This window comes from Burkholderia sp. Bp8992, assembly GCF_003853705.1.
Lineage (GTDB): Bacteria > Pseudomonadota > Gammaproteobacteria > Burkholderiales > Burkholderiaceae > Burkholderia.
This window is the reverse complement of the sequence record NZ_QTQI01000036.1, coordinates 21,915-45,562: the sequence shown is the minus strand read 5'-3', so window position 1 is coordinate 45,562 and position 23,648 is coordinate 21,915. Positions and strand designations below refer to the sequence as shown.

The window sequence follows — 23,648 nt, the reverse complement described above, 5'->3', positions numbered from 1 at the left end:
ATGACGGAACTCTTCATCGACGGCGCCTGGGTCGCAGGCTCGGGCCCCGTCTTCGCTTCGCGCAACCCGGGCACCGACGAGATCGCATGGCAAGGCGAAAGCGCGTCGGCGGCCGACGTCGACCGCGCGGTCGCGAGCGCGCGCCGCGCATTCGCCGGCTGGTCGGCGCTCGACTTCGAATCGCGCTGCGCGATCGTCAAGCGCTTCGCCGCGTTGCTCAACGAACGCAAGGAAGCGATCGCGACCGCGATCGGCCGCGAGACGGGCAAGCCGCTGTGGGAAGCGCGCACCGAAGTCGCGTCGATGGCCGCGAAGGTCGGCATCTCGATCCAGGCATACCAGGAACGCACCGGCGAGAAGCGCCAGGACATGGCCGACGGCGTCGCGGTGCTGCGCCACCGCCCGCACGGCGTCGTCGCGGTGTTCGGCCCGTACAACTTCCCCGGCCACTTGCCGAACGGCCATATCGTGCCCGCGCTGATCGCCGGCAACGCGGTCGTGTTCAAGCCGTCGGAGCTCGCACCGGGCGTCGCGCGCGCGACCGTCGAGGTGTGGCAGGAAGCCGGGTTGCCGGCCGGCGTGCTGAACCTCGTGCAGGGCGAGAAGGACACGGGCATCGCGCTCGCGAACCATCGGCAGATCGACGGGCTGTTCTTCACCGGCAGCTCCGATACGGGCACGCTGCTGCACAAGCAGTTCGGCGGCCGTCCGGAAATCGTGCTCGCGCTCGAGATGGGCGGCAACAACCCGCTCGTGATCGGCGAAGTCGAGGACATCGACGCGGCCGTGCATCACACGATCCAGTCGGCGTTCCTGTCGGCCGGCCAGCGCTGCACGTGCGCGCGCCGCATCTTCGTGCCGCAGGGCGCGTTCGGCGACCGCTTCCTCGCACGCTTCGCCGACGTCACGTCGAAGATCACGGCCGACGTGTTCGATGCCGATCCGCAGCCGTTCATGGGCGCGGTGATCTCGGCGCGCGCGGCCGCGAAGCTGGTCGACGCGCAGTCGCGCCTGGTCGAGCAGGGCGCGAAGCCGATCATCGCGATGACGCAGCGCGATCCGCGCCTCGGCTTCGTGAATGCCGCGATCGTCGACGTGACGGGTGTCGCGAACCTGCCTGACGAAGAGCATTTCGGCCCGCTCGCGCAGATCGTCCGCTACGCGACGTTCGACGAAGCGATCGAGCGCGCGAACGACACGGCATTCGGCCTGTCCGCCGGCCTGCTGGCCGACGACGAGAAGGCATGGGAACACTTCCGCCGCACGATCCGCGCCGGGATCGTCAACTGGAACCGGCCGACCAACGGTGCGTCGTCTGCCGCGCCGTTCGGCGGCACGGGCCGCTCGGGCAACCATCGCCCGAGCGCGTACTACGCGGCCGACTATTGCGCGTATCCGATGGCGTCGGTGGAAAGCACGCAACTGACCTTGCCCGCGAGCCTGTCGCCGGGCCTGCATTTCTGATCGAGGGAGCGACGATGAACGCACAAGAAGCCAATTTCGACGGACTCGTCGGCCCGACCCACAACTACGCCGGACTGTCGTTCGGCAACGTGGCGTCGCTCAACAACGAGAAGTCGGCCGCGAACCCGAAGGCCGCCGCGAAGCAGGGGCTGCGCAAGATGAAGCAGCTCGCGGATCTCGGCTTCGCCCAGGGTGTGCTGCCTCCGCAGGAGCGGCCGTCGCTGCGCCTGTTGCGCGAGCTCGGCTTCTCGGGCAAGGACGCGGACGTGATCGCGAAGGCCGCGAAGCAGGCGCCCGAACTGCTCGCCGCGGCGAGCTCGGCGTCGGCGATGTGGACCGCGAACGCGGCCACCGTCAGCCCGTCGGCCGACACGAGCGACGGCCGCGTGCACTTCACGCCGGCGAACCTGTGCAGCAAGCTGCATCGCGCGATCGAGCACGAAGCCACGCGCCGCACGCTGTCGACGCTGTTCGCCGATCCCGCGCACTTCGCGGTGCATGAGGCGCTGACGGGCACGCCGGCGCTCGGCGACGAAGGGGCGGCAAACCATACGCGCTTTTGCGCCGAATACGGCAAGCCGGGCATCGAGTTCTTCGTGTACGGCCGCGCGGAATACCGCCGCGGGCCCGAGCCGAAGCGCTTCCCGGCACGCCAGACCTTCGAGGCGAGCCGCGCGGTCGCGCATCGCCACGGTCTTGCCGAAGAAGCGACGGTCTACGCGCAGCAGGACCCGGACGTGATCGACGCGGGCGTGTTCCACAACGACGTGATCTCGGTCGGCAACCGCGACACGCTGTTCACGCACGAGCGTGCATTCGTCAACAAGCAGGCGATCTACGACACGCTGACCGCCGCGCTCGACGCACGCGGTGCGCGCCTGAACGTGATCGAGGTGCCCGACGCGGCCGTGAGCGTGAACGACGCGGTGACGTCGTACCTGTTCAACAGCCAGCTGCTGTCGCGCGCGGACGGCTCGCAAGTGCTCGTCGTGCCGCAGGAGTGCCGCGAGAACGCGAACGTCGCCGCCTATCTCGACCAGCTCGCGGCCGGCAACGGCCCGATTCACGACGTGCTCGTGTTCGACCTGCGCGAAAGCATGAAGAACGGCGGCGGCCCCGCGTGCCTGCGTCTGCGCGTCGTGCTGAACGAAGCGGAGCGCGCGGCCGTCACGTCGAACGTGTGGATCAACGACACGCTGTTCGCGTCGCTCGACGCGTGGATCGACAAGCACTACCGCGATCGCCTCGCACCGGAAGACCTCGCCGACCCGGCGCTGCTCGACGAATCGCGCACGGCGCTCGACGAACTCACGCAGATCCTGCGCGTCGGTTCGCTGTATGACTTCCAGCGCTGAGGCACGGATGCCGGCCGCCGCGCTGCTCGACGACTTTCTCGCGTTCACGCTGGCCGGCAGCACGCCGGTCGAGCGGGAGGGCACCTGTGCGGGCGGCGCGGTGCGCTGGCAATGGCCCGGCGACGGGCTGCTCGTGCTCGAACCGGCCGCGGCCAGCGATGCGGCGCGCGCGAGCGTGCTCGTGTCGGCCGGCGTGCACGGCGACGAGACGGCGCCGATCGAGCTGCTGTCGATGCTCGTGCGCGATCTCGCGTCGGGCGCGCTGCCGCTCGCGTGCCGGCTGCTCGTCGTGCTCGGCAACGTGCCGGCGATGCGCGCGGGCGAGCGCTATCTCGACGACGACCTGAACCGCCTGTTCAGCGGTCGTCACACGCAGGTGCCCGCGAGCCGCGAAGCGCCGCGCGCCGCGCAGCTCGAAGCGGCCGCTGCCGCGTTCTTCGCGGCCGCGCCGGCGGGCAGCGCACGCTGGCATATCGACATGCACACGGCGATCCGCGCATCGGTGTTCGAGCAGTTCGCGCTGCTGCCGCACACCGGTACGCCGCCGACGCGCACGATGGTGGAATGGCTCGGCGAGGCGCGCATCGCGGCCGTGCTGCTGCATACCGCGAAGGGCAACACGTATTCGCATTTCACGGCCGAGCACTGCGGCGCGCTCGCGTGCACGCTCGAACTCGGCAAGGTGCGGCCGTTCGGCCAGAACGACCTGGCGCGCTTCGCGCCGGCCGACCGCGCGGTGCGCAAGCTCGTGTCGGGGGCGTGGGGCGGCCATCCGTCGACCGACGCCGAGGCGCGAGGCGGCCATCCGCCGCTGCCGCGCGTTTTCACGGTGATCGACCAGATCACGAAGCAGAGCGACGCGCTCGAGCTGTTCGTCGCGGCCGACGTCGCGAACTTCACCCCCTTCGCACGCGGCACGGTGCTCGCGCAGGACGGCGACTACCGCTACACGGTCACGCACGACGAGGAACGGATCGTGTTCCCGAACCCGACCGTGAAGCCGGGGCTGCGCGCGGGCCTGCTCGTGATCGACACGACGCGCGAGACGATCGCGGCACTCGTCTGATCGATCGGCCCGGCCGCATCGAAGTGCGGCCCGCCTTGCGTATTTGCGACATCGTCTTGCAAGTTCGACGGCCAGCCCGGCCGCTGTCGCATGCGCGCCGCAGCATCGCGCGCCGGCGGCCGCTTTGCCATATCGGGCCGCATGGATTGGTACAATCGCGGCCTTGCGGCTGTTGCGCCGCATCACGGCGCGGCAGCGACGTTGTCGCGGTCATCTGACCCTGCAATGATGCATGCGCCCGTAGTTCCGGAACATTCGAGTATCGAGGAGAGCACCTGATGAAGTTGGATTGGCGTAAAGTGGCCGCGCATGCGGTGGTGGCGGCATCGGCCGTGGCGGCAGGCAGCGCGTTTGCCGCGGATCTGAAGGAGATCCGGTTCGGCGTCGAGGCCTCGTACGCACCGTTCGAATACAAGACGCCCGACGGCAAGCTGACCGGCTTCGACATCGATATCGGCAACGCGGTGTGCGCGAAGCTGAAGACGAAGTGCGTGTGGGTCGAGAACGACTTCGACGGCCTGATCCCCGCGCTGCAGGCGCGCAAGTTCGACGCGATCAACTCGGACATGACGATCACCGACCAGCGCAAGCACGCGATCGCGTTCACCGACCCGATCTACACGATTCCGAACCAGCTGATCGCGAAGCAGGGCAGCGGCCTGCTGCCGACCCCGCAGTCGCTGAAGGGCAAGCGCGTCGGCGTGCTGCAGGGCACGATCCAGGAAGCGTACGCGAAGAAGAAGTGGGCGCCGGCCGGCGTTGAAGTCGTGCCGTACCAGACGCAGGACCTGGCGTATGCCGACCTGAAGTCGGGCCGTCTCGACGCGACGTTCCAGGATTCGGAAGCCGGCTCGAAGGGCTTCCTGACGAAGCCGCAAGGCCAGGGCTTCGCGTTCGCGGGCGGCACCGTCAGCGACACCGAGATCCTCGGCTCGGGCGTCGGCTTCGGCCTGCGCAAGAACGACGCGGCGCTGAAGACCGCGCTCGATCAGGCGCTGAAGGACCTGAAGGCCGACGGCACGATCGACAACCTCGCGAAGAAGTACTTCAGCGTGCCCGTCACGCTGAAGTAAGCGTCTCGTTCGAACGCACGATGTAAAAAACCGGCCGCTGACGCGGCCGGTTTGCTTTTGTGGCGCGGCAACGGGGAAACGGCGGAAGCGGCCGAACCGGGCCGGCCGTCAACCGTGCTGCGCGGGAAAGAATCGCCCCAGTTCGCGCGCGAGCTCGTTGAGGATGCTCATTTCCTGCTGCGAGATCTTGCGGGCCGGCTGCGCGCCGGCCCAGTCGCCGTACAGCAGCGCGACCGTCGTCGCATCGACGCGCACCGGCAGCAGCACGAATGCGCGCGTGTCGTCGAACACGTCGAGATACCACGCGGGCAGGCGCTTGAGCATCTTCGGTTCCTGCGCCTGCTCGATGAAGATGCCGACCGAATTGGTGATCGCGAGATGAAACACGTCCGGCTCGAAGCGCTCGTCGAAGCGCAGCCGGTAGAGCGCGTCGTCGACGCCGGGACCGAAGCCCAGGCGTGCGGCGAACGTGCCGTCGTCGTGCCGGACGAACGTGACGGTGCGCGTGAACGCGAGGCTCGCGAGCAGGCTTTCCGACGCCAGTGCGAGCACCGGCGTCAGCACGTGCTCGGACGGCAGCGCGCGCAGGTCGGCGAGGCCGGCTTCGAGGCACGCCTCGGGTTCGGCCTGCGCGCGCGCGATCGCATCGGCGTTCGCGCGCAGCTCGTCGATCTCGCGCATCACGGTGTCGCTCGCTTCCTCGTGCGCGAGCCGCTCGGCGATCTCGACGAGCGCGTCGGGTTCCGTATCGAGCGCCAGCGCATAGTGCTGCGCGAGCGCCGTGATGTGCGCGTCGCGCTGCGGGCCGTCGGGCATCGCGAGCGCACTCGCGACGTCGGTCGAACAGCGGCTCACCGCACGCAGCCAGTTCACGCGTTCGATCATGTCCTCGTCGGCGGCGAGTTCGCGGCCGAATGCATCGACGCGGTTCACGTGCTGGTGATCGTCGGCGATGCCGTCCCGGATCATGTCGGGCAGCCGCCAGCGCGTTGCTGCCTCGAGCCCGATCTCGTCGAAGCCGACGCCGAGCACCTCGATGCAGGCGGCCGATTCGTCGCCGTGCAGCTCGGCCGCATGGCGGCGGATCTTGTCCCATTCGCTGTCGAGATAGCAGACGACGAGCAGCTTGCCGACCTGGCGCATCAGCGTGCAGACGACGGCTTCCTCGCCCGCGCGCAGGTCGGCGCGCTCGGTGAGCTTGCGCGCGACGCAGCCGGACAGCAGCGCACGGTTCAGTTCGAGCTTCGCGTCGATGCGCCGCGGCGTGCTGTGATGGAAATGATCGACGAGCTTCAGCCCGACGACCAGATGGCCGACGGCGTCCATGCCGAGCACCATCAGTGCGCGGGTCACGGTCGTGATGTTGCCGCCGAACGCCATGTACATCGCGGAGTTCGCGAGCCGCAGCACCTTCTGCGTGAGCGCGAAGTCCGACAGCACGACGCGCACGAGCGCGGTGAAGTCGAGGTCGTCGTTCTTCATCGCGGCCATCGTCGCGCGCAGCGATTCCGACAGCAGCGGGAAATCGCCCCGTTCGTTCATCCGGGCCCACAGCTTGTCCAGCAAGGCCGTGCGGGGCATGTGTTCGGTGATTGACATACGGATCTGTCCGGTTCGCCGCGCGCGTCAGGCGGCGGCGTGCAGGTGCAGCTGCTGCGCCGCGAAGCGCCGCGCGAGCTCCTCGGACGGCAGCGCCTGGCAGACGAGCCAGCCCTGGATGTGATTGCAGCCCATCTCCGTCAGCAGTGCGCGCTGCGCCTCGGTCTCGACGCCTTCGGCGACGAGTTCGAGATCGAGCGTCTGCGCGAGGCCGACCACCGCCGACACGATCGCGCGGTCGTTGCGCGACGTCAGCAGGTTCTCGACGAAACTGCGGTCGATCTTCAGCTTCGCGAGCGGGAAGCGCTGCAGGTAGGCGAGGCTCGAATAGCCGGTGCCGAAATCGTCGATCGCGAAGCGGATGCCGAGATCGGTCAGCTCCTCGAGCAGCACTTTCGCATGCGCGGGATCGTGCATCAGCAGGCTTTCGGTGATTTCGAGCACGATGCGGCGCGGGTCGATGCCCGTCAGCGCGATCGCCTCGCGCACGCTCTGCGTGAAGCGCGGGTCGCGGAACTGCTGCGGCGACACGTTGACGGCCACGTACTGCAGCGCGAGCCCCTGGCTGTCCCACGCGACGAGCTGCATGCACGCGGCCTTGAGCACCCAGTTGCCGAGGTAGTTGATCAGGCCGATCGATTCGGCGAGCGGAATGAAGGTCGCCGGCGGCACGAGTCCGTGCACCGGATGGCGCCAGCGAATCAGCGCCTCGACACCGACCACCGCGCCCGACTGGCTGCGCGTGATCGGCTGGAAATGGAGCGAGAACTCGCCGTTGCGCACGCCGTCGTACAGGTCGGCCTCGAGCTTCAGCCGTTCGGCGTCGGCCGGGTCGTCGACCGGCGCATGGAACGCGAGCGCGTTGCCGCCCGATGCCTTCGCCTGCGCGAGCGCGTGGTCGGCGCGGCGCAGCAGCGGGCTGTGATGCTGCGCGCGATGCGGCGCGGCCCGTTCGTCCGGATACAGCGCGATGCCGATGCTCGCGGACAAGTGCACGGTCTGCCCCTGGTACACGTAGGGCTCGCGCACCGCGGCCTGCAGCCGGCGTGCGAGCGCGTCGGCCGCATGGCTCGCCTGCGCGCGGTCGGATGCGCCGAGCACGACCGCGAACTTGTCGCTCGCGACGCGCGCGAGCTGCTCGTTCGGCGTGACGAGCGCCTTCAGCCGCTGGGCGGTATCGCGCAGCAGCATGTCGCCGGCGTCGTAGCCGAGCGCGCGGTTGATCCGCTGGTAGTCGTCGAGGTCGAGCAGCAGCAGCGCCGCGCAGGTGCCGCCCTCGTCGGCGGTCTGCTGCGCGCGCATCAGTGCCGGCACGAGCGCGGACAGGTTGTCGAGCCCCGTCATCGGGTCATGGTGCATTTCGTACGTCAGCTTCGCCTCGAGCGCGCGCCACGCCGACACGTCGAAGGCCGCGATCGCGAAGCCGTCGACACCGTGGTGGCGGCTCTTGAACGCGCGGACCTCGACGTCCAGCGGGTAGGTGAGCGACTTGACGATGCACATCGTCGCCTTCTCGACCTGGCCCGAACGCGCGGCGCGCGCGAGCAGGCCTTCGAGCACCGAGGTATCCTGTTCGGCGATCAGGTCGCGCAGCGTCAGCGTATGCAGGTAGTCGCGGTGGTAGCCGATGAAGCGCAGGCTCGCGTCGGACACGTACAGAAAGCGCAGTTCGCGATCGACATGGGCGAGGAAGTCCACCGTGCCGACCGTCTGTTCCAGCCAGTTGCGCACGGAGTCGTCGCGGCGCGGCGCGCCGGCGCGCGCGGGCATCAGCGCGCCGCCCGACCAGGCGAAGCGGCGCAGCGTATGCAAGGCACTGCGCCAGGAGCCCTTGCGTGACGTCTGTTTCCTGTTGGCTTCCATGTTTCTCGCTGACGTGAAGGGCTGGAACCGGTTGTCCGCAAGGATTAACGGCAGACTGTGCGGAATCTTTAACGGGCCGGCCGCGGATGGCGCTGCCGCTGGTCCGGATCGCATACCGGGTGTTCGACAGGCGAACGCCGGCATGGCCTACATTGAGGCTGACTTTATAAGAAATGAGGACGCAGATGAAGCGAAAACTGTTGCTGGGCGCCGTGGCGGCGCTGGTGGCCGGCCATGCGCTGTTGGCGCAGGCGGAACTGAAGCCGGGCGCCGCGGCGCCGGATTTCACGACGCAGGCGTCGCTGGGCGGCAAGACTTACACGTACTCGCTCGCGGACGCGCTGAAGCAGGGGCCGGTCGTGCTGTATTTCTACCCGGCCGCGTTCACGAAGGGCTGCACGATCGAGGCGCATGCGTTCGCGGATGCGGTCGACCGTTACAAGGCTTACGGCGCGACGGTGATCGGCGTATCGGCCGACAATATCGACACGCTGACGAAGTTCTCGGTGAGCGAGTGCCGGAGCAAGTTCCCGGTCGCGGCCGATCCGGACGCGAAGATCATCCGTGAATACGACGCGAAGCTGCCGGCGCTCGATCGCGCGAATCGCGTGTCGTACGTGATCTCGCCGGAAGGGAAGGTGCTCTACGAATATACGAGCCTGTCGCCCGACAAGCACGTCGAGAACACGCTCGCCGCCGTGAAGGCGTGGGCCGACGCGCATCCGAAGCAGTAAGCGCACCCTGGAGGTCGACGCGGCCCGCCGTGCGGGCCGGCGACACGGGAACACGCGCAGCCGGGCGGCGGCGCCCGGCCGGCTGCTACGCGCGCAATGCCTGCTCGATCGGCACGCTGCCGCCGACGAAGCCGACGATCTTGCGCGAGATACCGAGCTTGATCGCCTCGATCGCGGCCCATGCAACGTCCTGGCGCGATACGGGCGGCGCGGGATCGAGCCATGCGTCGGTCAGCGCGATCTTGCCGACGCCCGGATCGTCGGTGAGCGGGCCCGGGCGCAGGATCACGTAGTCGACGCCCGACGCGGCCACGCGGTCGTCGCCTTCGCGCTTCATCTGCGAATAATGGCGCAGCGCGTCCGGCGCCAGCTCGGGCCGGTAGGCCGACAGCGAGCTGATCACCACGAGCTTCTGCGCGTTGTAGGCCAGCGTGTATTCGGCCGCGCGGGCCACCGCGTCGCGGTCGACCTGTTCCTCTTCGGTCGCGCCGTCCGATTCGGCCGAGCCGGCCGCGTAGATCACGTGCGTGATGCCCTGGAATGCGTGCGAGAAATCGTTCGTCAGATCGGCCTCGACGACCCGTGCGCCCGCCAGCGCATAGCCGTGCCGGCGCACGAGCGCCGTGACCTCGAACTCCGGCTGCTTGAGCAGCAGATCCGCGCAGGCCTGGCCCGTTCGGCCGGTCGCGCCAATCAGCAGTACCTTCGTCGTCATGAAACCGCTCCTTGCTCGATGCGTCTTCCGTCCAGATAGGGACGGACGACCGATAACTCAAGTGTAATGTCGATTTGCCCCGACGGCGGGTGTGTATTAAGGGGCATACCGGCATCGGGCATACCGGCATCGGGCATTCGGGCGGCGGGCGTTCATTCGTTCACACGGATGCGGGAATGACGCGCCGACCGGCTATCATGTGCGCGATGCTTTTTTTGCCGCACCGTCATACAACGCGTCGGCCCACCGGTTGGAGTACACATGGCATTACCCCTGGACAACGTCAGCATGGCCGTGTTCTGCGACTTCGAGAACGTCGCGCTCGGCGTGCGCGACGCGAAGTACGAGAAATTCGACATCAAGCCCGTGCTGGAGCGCCTGCTGCTGAAGGGCAGCATCGTCGTGAAGAAGGCTTATTGCGACTGGGATCGCTACAAGGGCTTCAAGGCGTCGATGCACGAGGCGAGCTTCGAGCTGATCGAGATTCCGCACGTGCGCCAGTCGGGCAAGAATTCGGCCGACATCCGGCTCGTCGTCGACGCGCTCGACCTCTGCTACACGAAGTCGCACGTCGACACGTTCGTGATCATCAGCGGCGATTCGGACTTTTCGCCGCTCGTGTCGAAGCTGCGCGAGAACGCGAAGAAGGTGATCGGCGTCGGCGTGAAGAAATCGACGTCGGACCTGCTGGTCGCGAACTGCGACGAATTCATCTTCTACGACGACCTGGTGCGCGAGCAGCAGCGCGCGCTCGCGAAGCGCGAACAGCAGCAGCGTGCGGGCAACGGCGGCGCGAAGCGGCCCGACGAGCCGTCGTCGCGCAAGCACGACATGGACGCACGCAAGGCCGAGGCGATCGCCCTGGCGGTCGAGACGTTCGATGCGCTCGCGTCGGAGCGCGACGACGTCGGCAAGATCTGGGCGTCGGTGCTCAAGAGCGCGATCAAGCGCCGCAAGCCGGATTTCAACGAGTCATACTACGGGTTCCGCGCGTTCGGCAACCTGCTCGACGAAGCGCAGGCGCGCGGCCTGCTCGAAGTGGGCCGTGACGACAAGTCGGGCGCGTTCGTGTCGCGGGCCCGCCAGCCGGCGGCCGTCGAGCATGTCGCGACGGCCGGCGACGGCGGCGCGCACCACGGCACGCGTGCGGCAGAGCCGGCGCGGGCCGGGCGCCATGCGCAACGTCGCGGCCAGCGGGCGGAAGCGGTCGTGCACGAAAGCGTGCAGGTCGAGGCGGAAGCGGCGGAGCTGGACGACGTCGCCGACGCCGTGCCGGTTGCACCTGCAGAAACGATCGAAGCGATCGAAGCGAGCGAGGCCCACGGCGAAGCGCAGGAAGGCCGCAAGCGGGCACGCAAGAGCGCGGCGAAGAAGACCGGCACGAAAAAGGGCGCCGCCGCGAAGAGCGCCGGCGCGGCGAAGCACGGCGGCGACAAGCATGCGCACGGCAAGCCTGACGACGGCGCGCATCGCGACGCGGAGCAGGGCGGCGCGCCGCACGTGGCCGTGACGCACGACGCCGAGCCGGCAGCGGGCGATGCCGGCGGCGAGCTTGCCGCCGCGCAGCCGTCGCATGACGCGGCGCCGGTCGAAGCTCATGTGGAAGCCGCTGCCGAAGCGCCGGCCGCTGCCAGGAAGAAGCCGGCCCGCAAGGCCGCACCGCGCGCGCGTCGGCCGCGCAAGACGGCAGCCGCTGCCGAGTAACGGCAGCCGTGCCGGGTGCCGTCCGAAGCCGGGCGGCATCCGCGCCGCACCACACGGGCCGGCGCAACGCCGGCCTGCCGCACTAGCCGTTCAGCGCATACGGCCGTGTCATCACTTCGAGGAAGTGACCGTCCGGATCGTCGAAGTACACGCCGCGGCCGCCGTTGTGGCGGTAGATGTCGCCGGGCTGCCGCTTCGCCGGATCGGCCCAGTGCGCGAGCCCGCGCTCGCGGATGCGCGCCAGCACGCGATCGAAGCCAGCCTCGTCGAGCAGGAACGCGTAATGCTGCGACCGGATTTCTCCCGCCTGCTCATAGAAATCGAGCGACACGCCGTTGTCGAGCGCGACGACCAGCATCGCGCCGAACGGCGTCGGCGGCGGCAGTTCCAGGAGTTCGGTGAGGAAGCGGCTCGACGCGCGCTTGTCGCGGCACCAGACGATCGTATGGTTCAACTGGACGTTCATGGCGGATTCCCGGCGAGGGGGCGCGAGGGTGGTCATGGACACACGATAGTTGATCGTCGCCGGCGTGCAAGCCGGATCCGAGGCAAACGCGGCGTCAACTTCGGCAACCGAGCGCGATTCGTCGGCTGAAACGATCTGGACGATCGGCTACTTTTTCGGGAGCAAAGGTCATTGGCGCGGCTTTTTGCGCCGCCAAGAATCTCTGTCAACCATCGCCGTCATCCGCCGGATGACGAACCGGCGATGCACGACAGGGAGACAGACGATGCGCTTCACGCTGAACGGCCAGCCGTTCGATTTCGACGGTGATCCCGATACGCCGCTGCTGTGGGTCATTCGCGACTCGGCCCGGCTCACCGGTACCAAATACGGCTGCGGCATCGGCGCATGCGGCGCGTGCACCGTGCATCTCGACGGCGAGGCCGCGCGCTCGTGCGTGCTGCCGGCCGCGAGTGTCGCGGGCCGGTCGGTCACGACGATCGAGGGGCTGTCGCACGATCGCTCGCACCCGGTGCAGCGTGCGTGGATCGAGAAGGACGTGCCGCAGTGCGGCTACTGCCAGTCGGGAATGGTCATGGCCACTGCCGCGCTGCTCGCGCAGCACCGCAAGCCGACCGACGCGCAGATCGACGAGGCCGTCACGAACCTGTGCCGCTGCGCGACCTACCAACGCATTCGCGAGGCGATCCATGTCGCGGCCGGCTGATGCGGGGCAGGCACCGGACGTGTCGAATGTGCCGCGGCGTGTGTTCCTGAAAGGCGGCGTCGCGCTCGCGGGAAGCCTGCTGCTGCCGCTTGCGATCGGCGACGTCGTGCAGGCGGCCGGCGACGGCGCGCGCTTTCGCGAGATCAACGACTGGGTGCGCGTCGACGCCGACGGCAGCACGATCATCGGCCTGTCGCAGGCGGAAGTCGGGCAGGGCGTCTACACGGGGCTGCCGCAAGTGCTCGCCGACGAGATGGATGCCGACTGGCGCAGCGTGACAGTCGAGTTCGTCACGGGGCGCGACGCGTACCGGATCGACGCCGCGAACGAGGCGCCGCAGCAGTTCGTCGGCGCGTCGATGTCGGCGACGATGTTCTACACGCGGCTGCGCATCGCCGGCGCGCAGGCGCGCTCGGCGTTCCTGCGTGCCGGCGCCGTGCGGCTCGGCGTGCGCGACACGCAGTGCGTGACGCGCGACGGCCGCGTGATCCATGCGCCGAGCGGCCGGTCGCTGTCGTATGGGGAACTCGTCGACGCCGCCGCGAAGCTGCCGCACGACGCGCAACCGCGGCTGAAGCCGGCGTCCGCGCACACGCTGATCGGGCGCCCGCTGCACAAGCTCGACGTGCCCGCGAAGGTCGACGGCAGCGCGATCTACGGGATCGACGTGCAGGTGCCCGACATGCTGGTCGGCGCGCTGACGATGGCACCGACGCTGAACGGCCGACCGACGGCCGTGAAGAATCGCGACGCATTGCGCGCGATGCCGGGCGTCGCGGACGTCGTGCTCGCGAAGGACGCGGTGATCGTGGTCGCGCACACCTATTGGCAGGCAAAGAAGGCGTGCGACGCGGCGGACATCGTCTGGGAGGCGGGTTCGACACCGGCGTTCGACAGTGCAACGATCCTCGCACAGCGCAAGGGTGCGCTGCAGGCGGAACACGCGGTCGTCGCCACGCAGATCGGCGAGCCGATGCGCCATCTCGCCGAAGCCGGCCGGATCGTCGAGGCCGACTACCACACGCCGTACATCGTTCACGCGACGATGGAGCCCGTCAACGCGACCGTGCACGTGCGGGCGGACGAGATCGAGGTGTGGGGGCCGATCCAGGGGCAGGACAAGGTGCGCTGGACGCTGTCGGCGCTGTTCGGCGTGCCGGTCGGGAAGGTCATCGTCAACACGACGTTTCTCGGCGGCAGCTTCGGCCGCAAGTACGTGCCCGATTTCGTCGTGCACGCGGCCGTTGCGTCGAAGGCGGTCGGGCGACCCGTGAAGGTGATCCGCTCGCGCGAGGACGACATCCGTCACGGCTTCTATCGACCGTGCGCGTCCGCGCGGTTCCGCGCGGCGCTCGGCAGCGACGGGCTGCCGGTCGCGCTGCATGCGCGCGTTGCCGGTCACTCGCTGTATGCGGCGATCAAGCGCGACCGCTACGAGAAGGCGGGCGGCTGGGACGAGACGATGCTCGACGGCCTGTACGACCTTTGCTACGACGTGCCGAACCTGCTGGTCGACTCGGTCACGGTGATGCAGCCGATCCCGGTCAGCTTCATGCGCAGCGTCGGCAGCACGTCGACGGTGTTTTTCCTCGAGAGCTTCGTGAACGAGCTCGCGCACACGGTGCGGGCCGACCCCGTGCGTTATCGGCGCGCGTTGCTGAAGCGCGACCCGCTCGCGCTACGCGTGCTCGACGCGACGGCCGCGCGCGCGAACTGGTTCGACCGCGCGCCGGCCGGCCAGTCGCGCGGCGTCGCATATTCGCTGTACACGGGGCGCGGCGGTGCGTTCAGCACGTACGTCGCGACGATCGCCGAGGTGCGCGTGACGGGTGGCAACGTGAAGCTCGAACGGATCGTGTGCGGCATTGATTGCGGGCGTGCGATCAATCCGCTGCTGATTCGCGAGATGGTTGAAGGCGGCGTCGGCTTCGCGCTGACCAACACGTTCAGGAGCGAGATCACGTTCGAGCACGGCGCGGTCGTGCAGCGCAATTTCGCCGACTATCCGCTGCTCGGCCTGGCCGGGATGCCGAGGATCGAGGTGGTGATCGTCGACAGCGATCGCGATCCGCAAGGCTGCGGCGAAGTCGCGTTGCCGCCCGTCGCACCGGCCGTCGCCGATGCGATCTGGTGCGCGACCGGCGAGCGGCCGCGCGCGATGCCGTTCGATACGCCGCTCGCGACCTGAACGACCGCGTATCCCCCACGGGCCGGTGCCGCCGCGCGCGTCGCCGCCCATATCAAGCATAACTACACAACAGGTCTGGAGACTTCAATGAAAACCTTTCGCTCGGCCGCGACGGCCGTCTCGTTGGCGGCGGCCGCCGCCGCATCGCCGGGCGCGTTCGCGCAGGGCAGCGTGACGCTGTACGGCATCGTCGATACCGGCGTGCAGTACTACAACAACGCGGCGGGTGGCGGCGCGGTCGCCGGCATGCCGTCGCTGACCGGTGAAGTGCCGTCGCGCTTCGGGTTGCGCGGCGTCGAGGATCTCGGCGGCGGCTACCGGACGTTCTTCGTGCTCGAAAACGGCTTCGCGTTGAATTCCGGTGCGCTGAACTACGGCGGCCGGATCTTCGGCCGGCAGGCGAACGTCGGCATCGAGTCGCCGTACGGCGCGCTCACGCTCGGCCGGCAGATGAACATGTCGATGCTGGTACTGCTCAATGCCGACGTGATCGGCCCGTCGATCCACTCGATGGCGAGCTTCGACAGCTACCTGCCGAACGCACGCAGCGACAACGCGATCGGCTATCTCGGCCACTTCGGCGGACTGACGCTCGGCGGCACCTACAGTACCGGCCGCGACGGCGCGGGGCCGGCCGGCCCGTCGGCCACGAACTGCGCGGGCAACGTGCCGGGCGACCCCGTTGCATGCCGGCAGTACACGATGATGGTCGCGTACGACGCGCCGCAATTCGGCGCGGCCGCTTCGTATGACGTGATGCACGGCGGCACCGGCGCGTCGGCACCGCTGTCGAGCCCCGCCTATACGGACACGCGCACGATCGTCGACGCGTACGTGAAATTCGGCATCGCGAAGCTCGGCGCGGGTTGGATCCGCCGCAACACGGCGGCCGCCGCGCACAGCCAGTCGGACATCTTCTTCGCGGGCGGCACGGTCTACGCGTCGCCGGCGCTATCATTCGACGCACAGGCCGTGCGCTACCTGCTGCGCGGCCGCTACGACTCGAACCTGTTCGTCGCACGCGCGAACTACAGCCTGTCGAAGCGTACGATGATCTATACGTCCGTCGGCTACATGACGAACAGCGCACTCGGCACGTCGGCGGTGGCGGCCGGCGGCACCGTCGGCACCGGCCAGAATCAGGTCGGTGTGATGGCGGGCATCCAGCAGCGCTTCTGACGCGGCGGCGCACCCCCGGAGGCTTCGACGATGACGACCGATCTTCTCAGCGACGTGCTGACCGACCTGCGGGCCGATGCGGTCGTCACCGGGCGCTTCACGCTGAGCGCGCCGTGGGCGATCCGCAAGCCGGCCGTCGCGGGCGCGCCGTTTCGTACCTGTGCGGGCAACCCGTTCTTCCTGTCGGTCGCGGGCACGGCGCCCGTGCATGTCGAGCCGGGCGACTTCGTGCTGCTGCCTCACGGCGACGAGCACGTAATGGCGTCGTCGCTCGACGAGCCGCCCGTGCCGTTCGACACGCTGATGGCGGACAAGGGCATCCGGCCGCGCTTCGACACGCCGCTCGAGTTCGTCGCGGGCGGCGGCGGCGCGACCAGCGAGCTCTATACGGGCATCGTCGTGTACCGGGACCTCGTGCGCAGCCCGCTGTTCTCCGTGCTGCCGCCGCTGATCCACGTCCGCGCGAACGACGCGGCCGTCGCACCGTGGCTCGCGAGCACGCTGCAGAGCTTCATCGAGGAATCGATGGCGTGCCAGCCCGGCTGGGCCATTGCCGCGACGCGTCTGGCCGACGTGCTGTTCGTGCAGCTGTTGCGCGCGCACCTGCAGTCGTCGGCGAATCACACGGGCTGGCTGCGAGGCCTGACCGATCCGCAGATCGGCCGCGCGATGGCGTTGATGCATCGCGATCCGCGCCGCAACTGGCAGCTCGCGAGCCTCGCGGCCGACGCCGGCATGTCGCGTTCGCGCTTTTGCGCACGCTTTGCGGAGCTGGTCGGCGAAACGCCGATCGGTCACCTGACCGCGTACCGAATGTATCTGGCGAGTGGCGAACTCGCGCACGGCAAGCTGCGGCTGATCGAGATTGCCGAGCGGGTCGGCTACACGTCGGAGAAGGCGTTCGCGCGCGCGTTCCACCGATGGTCGGGGATGGCGCCGCGCCGCTATGCGCGCAACGCACAGGATCTGTATGACCTCGCACGACATGGATGACGACGCATCGCGCGATTGAGTGCCGGCGCTCGCATGGGGCCTTCGCGAGGGCGCGGACTGCCGAACGGAGCGGGGCGGCATGCCCCGTCCATTCGCGTCCGGCCGCCTCCGTCACTCGCCGGCCACCGCCGGCCCGCCGGTATTCCCGCGGCGGTTGCGGCGCTTCTCGCCCCACACGCGGAACCGGTCCATGTACAGGTAGACGACCGGCGTCGTATAGAGCGTCAGCACCTGCGACACGATCAGGCCGCCGGCGATCGCGATGCCGAGCGGTGCGCGCAGCTCGGCGCCGTCGCCGCTGCCGAACGCGAGCGGCAGCGCGCCCAGGAGCGCCGCCATCGTCGTCATCATGATCGGACGGAAGCGCAGCAGGCACGCCTCGTGGATCGCGTCGAACGACGACTTCTGGTGGTTGCGCGTCTGGTCGATCGCGAAGTCGACCATCATGATCGCGTTCTTCTTCACGATACCGATCAGCAGGATCACGCCGATCAGCGCGATGATGCTGAACTCGGTCTTGAACAGCAGCAGCGCAAGCAGCGCGCCGACGCCGGCCGACGGCAGCGTCGACAGGATCGTGATCGGGTGGATGTAGCTCTCGTACAGGATCCCGAGCACGATGTAGACGGCCAGCAGCGCGGCGAGGATCAGGATCGGCTGGTCGTTCATCGACTGCTGGAACGCCTGCGCGGTGCCCTGGAAGCTGCCGACGATCGTCGGCGGGACGCCGACCTGCGCCATCGTCTGATAGATGATCTGCGTCGCCTGCGACAGCGACACGCCCGGCGGCAGGTTGAACGAGATCGTCGTCGCGACGAACAGCCCCTGGTGGTTGACCGACAGCGGCGTCGTGCTCGGCCCGAACGTCGCGATCGCCGACAGCGGGATCATCGTCGACTTCGACGTCGACACCGATGCGCCCGACGACGCGCTCGACTTGCCGCTCGCGGCAATCGAGTTGAGCGCCTGGTTGCGCGCGGAATCGGACGCGATCGCCGCGGCGCTCTGCGCGGCCGTGCCGGCGCTCGACGTGCCGGCCGACGTCGCGACGTAGGTGCCGGCGGCCGCGTTGGTGGTCTGCGAGCCGTTCGCGCTGCCGCCCGACGTGCTGATCCACACCTGGTTCAGCATCTCGGGGCTCTGCCAGTACTTCGGCGCGACTTCCATCACGACGTGGTACTGGTTCAGCGGGTTGTAGATCGTCGAGACCTGGCGCTGGCCGAACGCGTCGTACAGCGTGTTGTCGATCTGCGCGGGCTTGATGCCGAACCGCGCGGCCGTCGCGCGGTCGATCGTCACCATCGCCTCGAGGCCGCCTTGCTGCTGGTCGGAGTTCACGTCGGTCAGCTCGGGGCGCTTCTGCAGCGCCTCGGTCAGGATCGGCCCCCACTTGTACAGGTCGGCGCTCGAATCGCCGAGCAGCGTGAACTGGTACTGCGCGTTGCTCTGCCGGCCGCCGACGCGGATGTCCTGCGCGGCCTGCAGGAACGTGCGCGCCCCGGCGACGTCCGCCAGCGGCGGGCGCAGCTGCTGGATCACCTGGTCGGCCGACAGCTTGCGCTCGGTGCGGTCCTTCAGCGTGACGAACATGAAGCCCGAGTTGGTCTGCGTGCCGCCGGTGAAGCCCGCGACGCTCTTCACGTTCGGGTTGGCCTGCACGATCCGCATCATCTCGGAGAACTTCAGCTTCATCGCCTGGAACGACGTCGACTGGTCGGCCTGGATGCCGCCGATCATCAGCCCGGTATCCTGCTGCGGGAAGAAGCCCTTCGGCACGACGATGTACAGGTACACGTTCAGCCCGATCGTCGCGAACAGCGTCAGCAGGATCAACAGCGGCCGGCGCAGCGCCCACGACAGCGAGCGCTCGTAGCCGCGCTGCATGCGCGAGAAGCCGCGCTCGAGGAAGCGCCCGAAGCGGCCTTCGTTTTTCGGGTCGTGCGACTCGGGCAGCAGGCGCGCGCACATCATCGGCGTGACGGTCAGCGAGACCGCGAGCGACACGGCGATCGCGAGCGACAGCGTCAGCGCGAACTCGCGGAACAGGCGCCCGACGATGCCGCCCATCAGCAGGATCGGCAGGAACACCGCGACGAGCGAGATGCTCATCGACAGCACCGTGAAGCCGACCTCGCGCGCGCCGTCGAACGCGGCCTGCATTCGCGACTTGCCGTTCTCGATATGCCGCGAGATGTTCTCGAGCACGACGATCGCATCGTCGACGACGAAGCCGGTCGCGACGATCAGCGCCATCAGCGACAGGTTGTCGATCGAGAAGCCGAGCATGTACATCGCGCCGAAGGTGCCGATGATCGAGATCGGCACCGCGACGCTCGGGATCAGCGTCGCGCGCCAGTTGCGCAGGAACAGGAACACGACCATCACGACGAGGCTGACCGCGATCAGCAGCGTGTGCTCGGTGTCCTTCAGCGACGCGCGGATGGTGGTCGAGCGGTCGAGCACCGGCGTGACCGTGATGTCGGCCGGCAGCGACGCGGTGAGCTGCGGCAGCGCCGCGCGCACGCGGTCGATCGTCTCGATGATGTTCGCGCCGGGCGAGCGGTAGAGGATCACGAGCACCGCGCGCTTGCCGTTCGCCAGGCCGAGGTTGCGCAGGTCCTCGACCCCGTCGACGACGTCCGACAGGTCGGACAGCCGCACGGCCGAGCCGTTGCGGTAGGCGACCACGAGGTCGCGGTATTGCGACGCCTGGGACGCCTGGTCGTTCGTATAGAGCTGGTAGCGCTGCGGGCCGAACTCGATCGCGCCCTTCGGCGCGTTGGCGTTCGCGGAAGCCAGCGCCGCGCGCACGTCCTCGAGGCCGATCCCGTAGTGGAACAGCGCCTGCGGCTCGAGCTCGACGCGCACGGCCGGGTTCGCGGAGCCGCTGACCGAGACCTGGCCGATCCCGTCGATCTGCGACAGCGACTGCTGCAGCACCGTCGACGCGGCGTCGTACACCTTCGCGGGCGACGCCGTCTCCGAGGTCAGCGACACGACCATGATCGGCGAATCGGCCGGGTTGACCTTGCGGTAGGTCGGGTTGCTCTTCAGCGCGGCGGGCAGGTCGGCGCGCGCCGCGTTGATCGCGGCCTGCACGTCGCGCGCGGCGCCGTCGATGTCGCGGTTCAGGCCGAACTGCAGGATGATCCGCGCGTTGCCGACCGTGCTCGTCGACGTCATTTCGGACACGTCGGCGATCGAGCCGAGGTGCCGCTCGAGCGGGCTCGTCACGCTGGTCGCGACCGTTTCCGGGCTCGCGCCCGGCAGCGACGCCTGCACCGAGATCGTCGGGAAGTCGACCTGCGGCAGCGGCGACACCGGCAGCTTGATGAACGCGAACAGGCCCGCGAGCGCGACGCCGAGCGCGAGCAGCGTCGTCGCGACGGGGCGGGTGATAAAGGGGCGCGACAGGTTCATGGCTTACGCATCCGTGCGCGTGCCGGCGCCGGGGCCGTGGCGTTCGAACCAGCCGCGCACGCGGCGTGCGAGCGAGTCGAAGCCGAGGTAGATCACGGGCGTCGTGAACAGCGTCAGCACCTGCGACACGATCAGGCCGCCGGCGATCGCGATCCCGAGCGGCTGGCGCAGCTCGGAACCCGCGCCGGAGCCGACGATCAGCGGCACCGCGCCGAGCAGCGCGGCGAGCGTCGTCATCAGGATCGGCCGGAAGCGCAGCAGGCACGCCTGGTAGATCGCCTCGCGCGGCGGCTTGCCTTCGACGCGTTCGGCCTCGAGCGCGAAGTCGATCATCATGATCGCGTTCTTCTTCACGATGCCGATCAGCAGCACGATGCCGATGATCCCGATGATGTCGAGGTCGTGCCCGGTGATCATCAGCGCGAGCAGCGCGCCGACGCCGGCCGACGGCAGCGTCGACAGGATCGTGATCGGGTGGATGTAGCTCTCGTACAGCACGCCGAGCACGATGTACATCGTGACGATCGCCGCGAGGATCAGGAACAGCTGGTTCGACAGCGATGCCTGGAACGCGAGCGCCGCGCCCTGGAAGCGCGTCTGGAACGACGCGGGCAGGTTGATGTCCTTCTCGGCGGCCTCGATCGCCTTGACGGCTTCGCCGAGCGACGCGCCCGGCGCGAGGTTGAACGAGATCGTCGTTGACGGGAACTGCGACAGGTGCGCGACCAGCAGCGGCGACGGCCGCTCGTGGAACGACGCGATCGACGCCAGCGGCACCTGGCCGCCGCCGGCCGACGGCAGGTAGATGTCGTTCAGCGATTGCGCGTAGTGCTGCTCCTTCGGCTCGGACTCGAGAATCACGCGGTACTGGTTCGACTGCGTGAAGATCGTCGACACGATGCGCTGGCCGAACGCGTCGTACAGCGCGTTGTCGACGGTCGCCGGCGTGATGCCGAAGCGCGCGGCGCTCGCGCGGTCGATCTCGATGTAGACCGACTGGCCGTTGCTCTGCAGGTCGGTCGCGACGTCGGCGAGCGACGGTTCCTGCTGCAGCCGAGCGACGAGCTTCGGCACCCAGGTCGCGAATTCGTCCGAGTTCGGGCTCGTCAGCATGAACTGGTACTGCGTCGGGCTGACGGTCGAGTCGATCGTCAGATCCTGCACCGACTGCATGAACAGCGAGATGCCGGTGATGTTCGCCACGCGGTGCTGCAGGTCGCGGATGATCTGCGCGGCCGTCTCGGAACGTTCGTCGCGCGCCTTCAGGTTGATCAGCATGCGGCCGCTGTTCAGCGTGATGTTGCTGCCGTCGACGCCGATGAACGACGTGAGGCTGTCGACGTTCGGATCCTTCAGGATCTCGGCGGCGAGCGCCTGCTGGCGTTCGGCCATCGCGCCATACGAGATCGACTGCGGCGCCTGCGTGATCGCCTGGATCACGCCGGTGTCCTGCGCGGGGAAGAAGCCCTTCGGCACATAGATATAGAGCAGGGCGGTCAGCCCGAGCGTCAGCAGCGCGACGACGAGCGTCGAGCGCTGGCGGTTCAGCACCCATTCGAGCGCGACCGCGTAGCGTGCGATCACCCAGTCGATCGCGCGGTGCACGCGCGCCTCGAAGCGGTGGCTCTCGGGCGGCGGCGAATGGCGCAGCAGCTTCGCGCACATCATCGGCACGAGCGTGAGCGACACGATCGCCGAGATCACGATCGTCACCGCGAGCGTGATCGCGAATTCGTGGAACAGGCGCCCGACCACGTCGCCCATGAACAGCAGCGGGATCAGCACCGCGATCAGCGACACCGTCAGCGAGATGATCGTGAAGCCGATCTGCCGCGAGCCCTTCAGCGCGGCCTCGAGCCCCGTTTCGCCTTCCTCGACGTAGCGCGCGATGTTCTCGATCATCACGATCGCATCGTCGACGACGAAGCCGGTCGCGATGGTGAGCGCCATCAGCGACAGGTTGTTCAGCGAGAAGCCGGCCATGTACATCACCGCGAGCGTGCCGATCAGCGACAGCGGCACCGACAGGCTCGGGATGATCGTCGCGTAGACGTTCGCGAGGAACAGGTACATCACGAGTACGACGAGCGCGACCGCGAGCAGCAGCTCGAACTGCACGTCGCGCACGGCCGCGCGGATCATCGTCGTGCGGTCGGTGACGATTTCCACGTCGAGCGCGGCCGGCAGCGTTTCCTGCAGCTTCGGCAGCTGCGCCTTGATCGCGTCGACCGTTGCGATCACGTTCGCGCCGGGCTGGCGCTGCACGTTCAGGATGATCGCGGGGTCCGAATTCACCCACGCGCCGAGCTTGGTGTTCTCCGAGCCGGCGACGACCGTCGCGACGTCGGTCAGCATCACCGGGTGGCCGTTCTTGTACGCGACGACCGCGCTGTTGTACTGGTCGGCGCTCGTCAGCTGGTCGTTCGCGTTGATCGTGTACGCGCGCGTCGGCCCGTCGAAGTTGCCCTTCGGCGTGTTTACGTTCAGGTTCGAGATCGTCGTGCGCAGGTCGTCGAGGTTCATCCCGTATTTGGCGAGCGCGGTCGGGTTCGCCTGGATCCGCACGGCCGGGCGGTTGCCGCCCGACAGGCTGACGAGGCCGACGCCCGCGATCTGCGAGATTTTCATCGCGAGGCGCGTATCGGCCAGGTCCTGCACCTGCGTGAGCGGCAGCGTCTTCGACTTGACGGCGAGCGTCAGCACCGGCGCATCGGCCGGGTTGACCTTCGCGTAGATCGGCGGGGCAGGGAGGTCGGACGGCAGCAGGTTGCCGGCTGCGTTGATCGCGGCCTGCACTTCCTGTTCGGCGATGTCGAGCGGCAGGTCGAGCGAGAACTGCAACGTGATCACCGACGCGCCGGCCGAGCTTTGCGACGACATCTGGTTCAGCGACGGCATCTGCCCGAACTGGCGTTCGAGCGGCGCGGTGACCGACGAGGTCATCACTTCCGGGCTCGCGCCCGGGTAGAAGGTCTGGACCTGGATCGTCGGGTAGTCGACTTCGGGCAGCGCGGCGAGCGGCAGGAAGCGCAGCGCGACGAGACCGGCCAGCATGATCGCCGCCATCAGGAGGGCGGTGCCGACCGGCCGGAGAATGAAGAGGCGGGATGGATTCATCGAGCG

16 protein-coding genes are annotated in these 23,648 nt (G+C 68.5%); 10 read left to right on the top strand and 6 right to left on the bottom strand.

Translation table 11 applies throughout. The features are described from left to right. The 4 genes from astD (at window position 1) to DIE03_RS34175 (ending at window position 4,958) form a co-directional block, all read left to right on the top strand. Window positions 1–1,464 (top strand): succinylglutamate-semialdehyde dehydrogenase, encoded by a 1,464-nt coding sequence (gene astD, locus DIE03_RS34195; protein WP_124456529.1) that lies wholly within the window; start codon window positions 1–3, stop codon window positions 1,462–1,464. A 14-nt stretch (window positions 1,465–1,478) separates the two neighbouring features. Continuing rightward, window positions 1,479–2,819 (top strand): N-succinylarginine dihydrolase, encoded by a 1,341-nt coding sequence (astB, locus tag DIE03_RS34190; protein WP_006488742.1) that lies wholly within the window; start codon window positions 1,479–1,481, stop codon window positions 2,817–2,819. 7 nt (window positions 2,820–2,826) lie between these two features. Next, window positions 2,827–3,885: a succinylglutamate desuccinylase gene (gene astE, locus DIE03_RS34185; protein ID WP_185658283.1), complete on the top strand. Its 1,059-nt coding sequence runs from the start codon at window positions 2,827–2,829 to the stop codon at window positions 3,883–3,885. Between the two features lie 278 nt (window positions 3,886–4,163). After that, on the top strand, window positions 4,164–4,958 hold the full coding sequence (locus DIE03_RS34175; protein ID WP_111017476.1) for an ABC transporter substrate-binding protein: 795 nt from the start codon (window positions 4,164–4,166) through the stop codon (window positions 4,956–4,958). Between the two features lie 108 nt (window positions 4,959–5,066). Here DIE03_RS34175 and DIE03_RS34170 read toward each other — a convergent pair whose 3' ends face one another. Further along, entirely contained in the window at window positions 5,067–6,557 is a 1,491-nt protein-coding gene (locus DIE03_RS34170) for an HDOD domain-containing protein (protein WP_124456527.1), read from the bottom strand. Between the two features lie 27 nt (window positions 6,558–6,584). Further along, the gene (gene cdpA / locus DIE03_RS34165) at window positions 6,585–8,327 is read right to left on the bottom strand and encodes a cyclic di-GMP phosphodiesterase CdpA (RefSeq protein ID WP_221623708.1); all 1,743 of its coding nucleotides are present in this window, start codon (window positions 8,325–8,327) and stop codon (window positions 6,585–6,587) included. A gap of 278 nt (window positions 8,328–8,605) precedes the next feature. On the opposite strand from cdpA, the gene DIE03_RS34160 reads away from it, so the two are divergent. Then, entirely contained in the window at window positions 8,606–9,154 is a 549-nt protein-coding gene (locus tag DIE03_RS34160; protein ID WP_059235263.1) for a peroxiredoxin, read from the top strand. An 85-nt stretch (window positions 9,155–9,239) separates the two neighbouring features. Here the strand turns inward: DIE03_RS34160 and DIE03_RS34155 are convergent, their stop codons facing one another. Continuing rightward, on the bottom strand, window positions 9,240–9,869 hold the full coding sequence (locus tag DIE03_RS34155) for an SDR family oxidoreductase (RefSeq protein ID WP_124456525.1): 630 nt from the start codon (window positions 9,867–9,869) through the stop codon (window positions 9,240–9,242). 261 nt (window positions 9,870–10,130) lie between these two features. On the opposite strand from DIE03_RS34155, the gene DIE03_RS34150 reads away from it, so the two are divergent. Then, the gene (locus DIE03_RS34150; protein ID WP_124456524.1) at window positions 10,131–11,573 is read left to right on the top strand and encodes an NYN domain-containing protein; all 1,443 of its coding nucleotides are present in this window, start codon (window positions 10,131–10,133) and stop codon (window positions 11,571–11,573) included. 82 nt (window positions 11,574–11,655) lie between these two features. Here the strand turns inward: DIE03_RS34150 and DIE03_RS34145 are convergent, their stop codons facing one another. Further along, entirely contained in the window at window positions 11,656–12,039 is a 384-nt protein-coding gene (locus tag DIE03_RS34145) for a VOC family protein (RefSeq protein WP_124456523.1), read from the bottom strand. A 265-nt stretch (window positions 12,040–12,304) separates the two neighbouring features. Between DIE03_RS34145 and DIE03_RS34140 the strand changes: the two genes are divergently transcribed. From DIE03_RS34140 to DIE03_RS34125, 4 genes are all read left to right on the top strand, one after another. Continuing rightward, window positions 12,305–12,745: a (2Fe-2S)-binding protein gene (locus tag DIE03_RS34140; protein WP_124456522.1), complete on the top strand. Its 441-nt coding sequence runs from the start codon at window positions 12,305–12,307 to the stop codon at window positions 12,743–12,745. Beyond that, the gene (locus DIE03_RS34135) at window positions 12,729–14,933 is read left to right on the top strand and encodes a molybdopterin cofactor-binding domain-containing protein (protein ID WP_124456521.1); all 2,205 of its coding nucleotides are present in this window, start codon (window positions 12,729–12,731) and stop codon (window positions 14,931–14,933) included. Before DIE03_RS34140 ends, DIE03_RS34135 begins: the two co-directional genes overlap by 17 nt. A gap of 87 nt (window positions 14,934–15,020) precedes the next feature. Continuing rightward, the gene (locus DIE03_RS34130) at window positions 15,021–16,112 is read left to right on the top strand and encodes a porin (RefSeq protein WP_124456520.1); all 1,092 of its coding nucleotides are present in this window, start codon (window positions 15,021–15,023) and stop codon (window positions 16,110–16,112) included. Window positions 16,113–16,142: 30 nt separating this feature from the next. Further along, window positions 16,143–17,105, top strand: coding sequence for an AraC family transcriptional regulator (locus tag DIE03_RS34125; protein ID WP_124456519.1), 963 nt, complete (start codon window positions 16,143–16,145; stop codon window positions 17,103–17,105). Between the two features lie 111 nt (window positions 17,106–17,216). On the opposite strand, the gene DIE03_RS34120 is transcribed toward DIE03_RS34125, so the two are convergent. Continuing rightward, window positions 17,217–20,525 carry an efflux RND transporter permease subunit gene (locus DIE03_RS34120; RefSeq protein WP_124456518.1) on the bottom strand — a complete coding sequence of 1,103 codons (3,309 nt, stop codon included), beginning with the start codon at window positions 20,523–20,525 and terminating at the stop codon, window positions 17,217–17,219. A gap of 3 nt (window positions 20,526–20,528) precedes the next feature. Continuing rightward, a complete protein-coding gene (locus DIE03_RS34115) occupies window positions 20,529–23,642 on the bottom strand; it encodes an MdtB/MuxB family multidrug efflux RND transporter permease subunit (RefSeq protein WP_124456517.1) in 3,114 nt (1,037 codons plus the stop codon). Window positions 23,643–23,648: the final 6 nt, after the last annotated feature.